The organism is Catenibacterium faecis (genome assembly GCF_014306455.1).
In the GTDB taxonomy this organism is placed as follows: Bacteria; Bacillota_I; Bacilli_A; order Erysipelotrichales; family Coprobacillaceae; genus Catenibacterium; species Catenibacterium mitsuoka_A.
The window spans coordinates 1-4,912 of the sequence record NZ_JACRWG010000091.1 but is presented as its reverse complement, the minus strand read 5'-3'; the positions used below and the strand labels follow the sequence as shown (position 1 = coordinate 4,912).

The window sequence follows — 4,912 nt, the reverse complement described above, 5'->3', positions numbered from 1 at the left end:
AGACAGAACATTGAAAACTGAACAGATACACGTCAGATTTATTTGAAAACATTTAATTGATGAGCTGAACATCAGCTCTTCACATATTCAGTGGAGAGTTTGATCCTGGCTCAGGATGAACGCTGGCGGCGTGCCTAATACATGCAAGTCGAACGAATCTCTTTTAGAGATGAGTGGCGAACGGGTGAGTAATACATAGGTAACCTGCCCCTGTGCGGGGGATAACAGGAGGAAACTCCTGCTAATACCGCATAGCCATGAGCACCGCATGGAGCTCATGCCAAATATCCTTTATGGGATAGCGCAGGGATGGACCTATGGCGCATTAGCTGGTTGGCGGGGCAACGGCCCACCAAGGCAACGATGCGTAGCCGGCCTGAGAGGGCGGACGGCCACATTGGGACTGAGACACGGCCCAGACTCCTACGGGAGGCAGCAGTAGGGAATTTTCGGCAATGGGGGAAACCCTGACCGAGCAACGCCGCGTGAGCGAAGAAGGCCTTCGGGTCGTAAAGCTCTGTTGTAAAGGAAGAACGGCGCATACAGGAAATGGTATGCGAGTGACGGTACTTTACCAGAAAGCCACGGCTAACTACGTGCCAGCAGCCGCGGTAATACGTAGGTGGCGAGCGTTATCCGGAATCATTGGGCGTAAAGAGGGAGCAGGCGGCCGCAAGGGTCTGTGGTGAAAGACCGAAGCTAAACTTCGGTAAGCCATGGAAACCGGGCGGCTAGAGTGCGGAAGAGGATCGTGGAATTCCATGTGTAGCGGTGAAATGCGTAGATATATGGAGGAACACCAGTGGCGAAGGCGACGGTCTGGGCCGCAACTGACGCTCATTCCCGAAAGCGTGGGGAGCAAATAGGATTAGATACCCTAGTAGTCCACGCCGTAAACGATGGTCACTAAGTGTCGGGGGTCAAACCCCGGTGCTGCAGTCAACGCAATAAGTGACCCGCCTGAGTAGTACGTTCGCAAGAATGAAACTCAAAGGAATTGACGGGGGCCCGCACAAGCGGTGGAGCATGTGGTTTAATTCGAAGCAACGCGAAGAACCTTACCAGGTCTTGACATCGATCTAAAAGGGATGGAGACATCCTCATAGCTATAGAGAAGACAGGTGGTGCATGGTTGTCGTCAGCTCGTGTCGTGAGATGTTGGGTTAAGTCCCGCAACGAGCGCAACCCCTGTCGCCAGTTACCATCATTAAGTTGGGGACTCTGGCGAGACTGCCTCTGCAAGGAGGAGGAAGGCGGGGATGACGTCAAATCATCATGCCCCTTATGACCTGGGCCACACACGTGCTACAATGGACGGGACAGAGGGAAGCGAAGGCGCGAGCCGGAGCGGACCCCAGAAACCCGTTCCCAGTTCGGACTGCAGTCTGCAACTCGACTGCACGAAGCCGGAATCGCTAGTAATCGCGGATCAGCATGCCGCGGTGAATACGTTCTCGGGCCTTGTACACACCGCCCGTCACACCATGAGAGTTGGCAACACCCGAAGCCGGCGGCCCAACCCGCAAGGGAGGGAGCTGTCTAAGGTGGGGCTGATGATTGGGGTGAAGTCGTAACAAGGTATCCCTACGGGAACGTGGGGATGGATCACCTCCTTTCTAGGGAGACAGACGTGTAATGTTCAGTTTTGAGTGCTCTGGCACTCAGGAGAGATCCTTGAAAATCAGATATGATCATCAAATGGAAAGTTTAAAAAACTTTCTGCACACAAAAGATAAGATGTAAGTGAGATCGAGAAATCAAACAAAGATAAGAAAGGTCTAGTACATCTGGTCTGAAGGCAAAAAATACTAAGAACAGAAATACTCAAGCGAACTAAAGAGAACCAATCACAAGGTCAAGGAAGAAAGGGCGTACGGAGAATGCCTGGGCACAGAGAGGCGATGAAGGACGCAGCGAACAGCGAAATGCGGCGGCGAGCGGTAAGCACGCGATGACCCGCCGATATCCGAATGGGGAAACCCCTCCGCTCAAGAAGCGGAGACCGCATGACGACCGTCATGACGGGGCAATACGCAGGGAACTGAAACATCTAAGTACCTGCAGGAAGAGAAAGAGAAGTCGATTCCGTAAGTAGCGGCGAGCGAAAGCGGAGGAGCCCAAACCGGACACAGTCCGGGGTTGTAGGACCGCCGACAAAGATGACATGAAGAGTCAGGAGAATCCCATGGGAAGGGGATCCGAAGAGGGTGAGAGACCCGTATCCGAAGGCTCGACATGCGTCGAGGCGGCACCTGAGTACGGCGGGGCACGTGGAATCCTGCCGGAATCATCGGGGACCATCCCGAAAGGCTAAACACTACTCTGTGACCGATAGCGAACCAGTACCGTGAGGGAAAGGTGAAAAGAACCCCGGGAGGGGAGTGAAAGAGAACCTGAAACCGCATGCCCACAAGAAGTCAGAGCCCGTCAAAGGGTGATGGCGTGCCTTTTGTAGAATGAGCCGGCGAGTCACGATCAGCAGGCGAGGTTAAGCAGGATATGCGGAGCCGCAGCGAAAGCGAGTCTTAAGAGGGCGGAATAGTCTGAGGTCGTGGACCCGAAACCGGGTGATCTAGCCATGAGCAGGTTGAAGTCGGGGTAAGACCCGATGGAGGACCGAACCGACCCCCGTTGAAACGTTGGCGGATGACTTGTGGCTAGGGGTGAAATTCCAATCGAACCCGGAGATAGCTGGTTCTCCCCGAAATAGCTTTAGGGCTAGCGTCGCAGCGAGAGAGCCGTGAAGGTAGAGCACTGAATATGCGATGGCCGCATCCCGCGGTACTGAGCATAATCAAACTCCGAATGTCACGGTGTCATCTGCGGCAGTCAGACGGCGAGTGATAAGGTCCGTCGTCAAAAGGGAAACAGCCCAGACCATCAGCTAAGGTCCCAAAGTGCATGCTAAGTGGAAAAGGAAGTGGAGACGTGCAGACAACTAGGAGGTTGGCTCAGAAGCAGCCATCCTTCAAAGAGTGCGTAACAGCTCACTAGTCGAATGACTCTGCGCCGATAATTTACCGGGGCTAAGCATGACACCGAAGCTATGGACAGGAATGTGGTAGGGGAGCATTGCATGCAGCGGAGAAGCATGACCGGAAGGGCATGTGGAGCGCATGGAAGAGAGAATGCCGGCGTGAGTAGCGGCACGTGGGTGAGAATCCCACGCACCGATGGCCCAAGGTCTCCAGAGGAAGGCTCGTCCTCTCTGGGATAGTCGGGACCTAAGGCGAGGCCGAAAGGCGTAGCCGATGGACGACGGGTGGATATTCCCGTACCCGATGTGTGGCGATGGAGTGACGGAGAAGGCTCAGGCAACCAGCTGCTGGAATAGCTGGGGCAAGCGAGATACCTGCGCACCAGGGAAATCCGGTGCGCATAAGGGGAAGGCGCGATGCATACGGAAAGCTTCGGCAAGTACGGAAAAGCTGAGAGCAGGCTTCCAGGAAAAGCTTCTAGCACAACACACATCGGCCCGTACCGAAAATGGACACACATGGGCAAGGAGAGAATCCTGAGGTGAGCGAGAGAACTATAGCTAAGGAACTCTGCAAAATGACCCCGTAACCTAGGGAGAAGGGGTGCTCCAGAAATGGAGCCGCAGTAAAACGGCCCAAGCGACTGTTTACCAAAAACACAGCTCTCTGCGAAGGCGCAAGCCGAAGTATAGGGGGTGACGCCTGCCCGGTGCTGGAAGGTCAAGGGGAGCTGTCAGCGCAAGCGAAGCAGCGAGCCGAAGCCCCAGTAAACGGCGGCCGTAACTATAACGGTCCTAAGGTAGCGAAATTCCTTGTCGGGCAAGTTCCGACCCGCACGAAAGGCGTAACGATTTGGGCGCTGTCTCAGCTGTAGACTCGGTGAAGTCTTAGTACCTGTGAAGATGCAGGTTGCCCGCGACTAGACGGAAAGACCCCATGGAGCTTCACTGCAGGTTGACATTGGGCTTGGATGCATGATGTACAGGATAGGTGGGAGGCTGTGAGCCGTGCGCGCCAGCGTACGGGGAGCCGCTGTTGGGATACCACCCTTCATGCATCTAGGTCCTAACCGGAGGCAACGGGCCACGGGACAGTGTCAGTCGGGCAGTTTGACTGGGGCGGTCGCCTCCCAAAGAGTAACGGAGGCGCCCAAAGATACCCTCAGCATGGATGGAAACCATGCATAGAGTGCAAAGGCATAAGGGTGTCTGACTGCGAGACATACAGGTCGAGCAGGGACGAAAGTCGGGCTTAGTGATCCGGCGGATCCGAATGGAAGGGCCGTCGCTCAACGGATAAAAGCTACCCTGGGGATAACAGGCTGATCTCCCCCAAGAGTTCACATCGACGGGGAGGTTTGGCACCTCGATGTCGGCTCATCGCATCCTGGAGCTGAAGTCGGTTCCAAGGGTTGGGCTGTTCGCCCATTAAAGCGGTACGCGAGCTGGGTTCAGAACGTCGTGAGACAGTTCGGTCCCTATCTGTCGTGGGCGCAGGAGGTTTGAGGAGAGCTGCCCCTAGTACGAGAGGACCGGGGTGGACGGACCGATGGTGCACCAGTTGTCACGCCAGTGGCACAGCTGGGCAGCCAAGTCCGGACGGGATAAGCGCTGAAGGCATCTAAGCGTGAAGCCCCCTCCAAGATGAGACCTCCCATTGGCGACAAGTAAGGCCCCTCGAAGACGACGAGGTTGATAGGCCGCGAGTGCAAGCGCAGCGATGTGCTTAGCGGGGCGGTACTAATAGGCCGAGGACTTGGCCAAGATTGGAAAGAGTAATCATTAGTAGAGATGACGTATCTGGTTTTGAGGGATCCCTCGAGGATCTGGCGGCGATAGCATGATGGACACACCCGTTCCCATCCCGAACACGGAAGTTAAGCATCATAACGGCGACGATAGTGTGAAGACGCGACAATAGCAAGCTGCCAGGTC

The 4,912-nt window shown here is 55.3% G+C and carries 3 rRNA genes; all 3 read left to right on the top strand.

The window, feature by feature from the left end:
• The first annotated feature begins 87 nt into the window (after positions 1 to 87).
• The 3 genes from H8909_RS12460 to rrf all read left to right on the top strand — a co-directional run bounded on the left by H8909_RS12460 (position 88) and on the right by rrf (position 4,911).
• Positions 88 to 1,616: ribosomal RNA gene (locus H8909_RS12460) — 16S ribosomal RNA — on the top strand.
• A 237-nt stretch (positions 1,617 to 1,853) separates the two neighbouring features.
• A 23S ribosomal RNA gene (locus H8909_RS12455) occupies positions 1,854 to 4,741 on the top strand.
• A gap of 61 nt (positions 4,742 to 4,802) precedes the next feature.
• Positions 4,803 to 4,911 (top strand): 5S ribosomal RNA (rrf, locus tag H8909_RS12450).
• Together the 16S, 23S and 5S rRNA genes form the textbook arrangement of a ribosomal RNA operon.
• The last annotated feature ends 1 nt before the right edge of the window (position 4,912 follow it).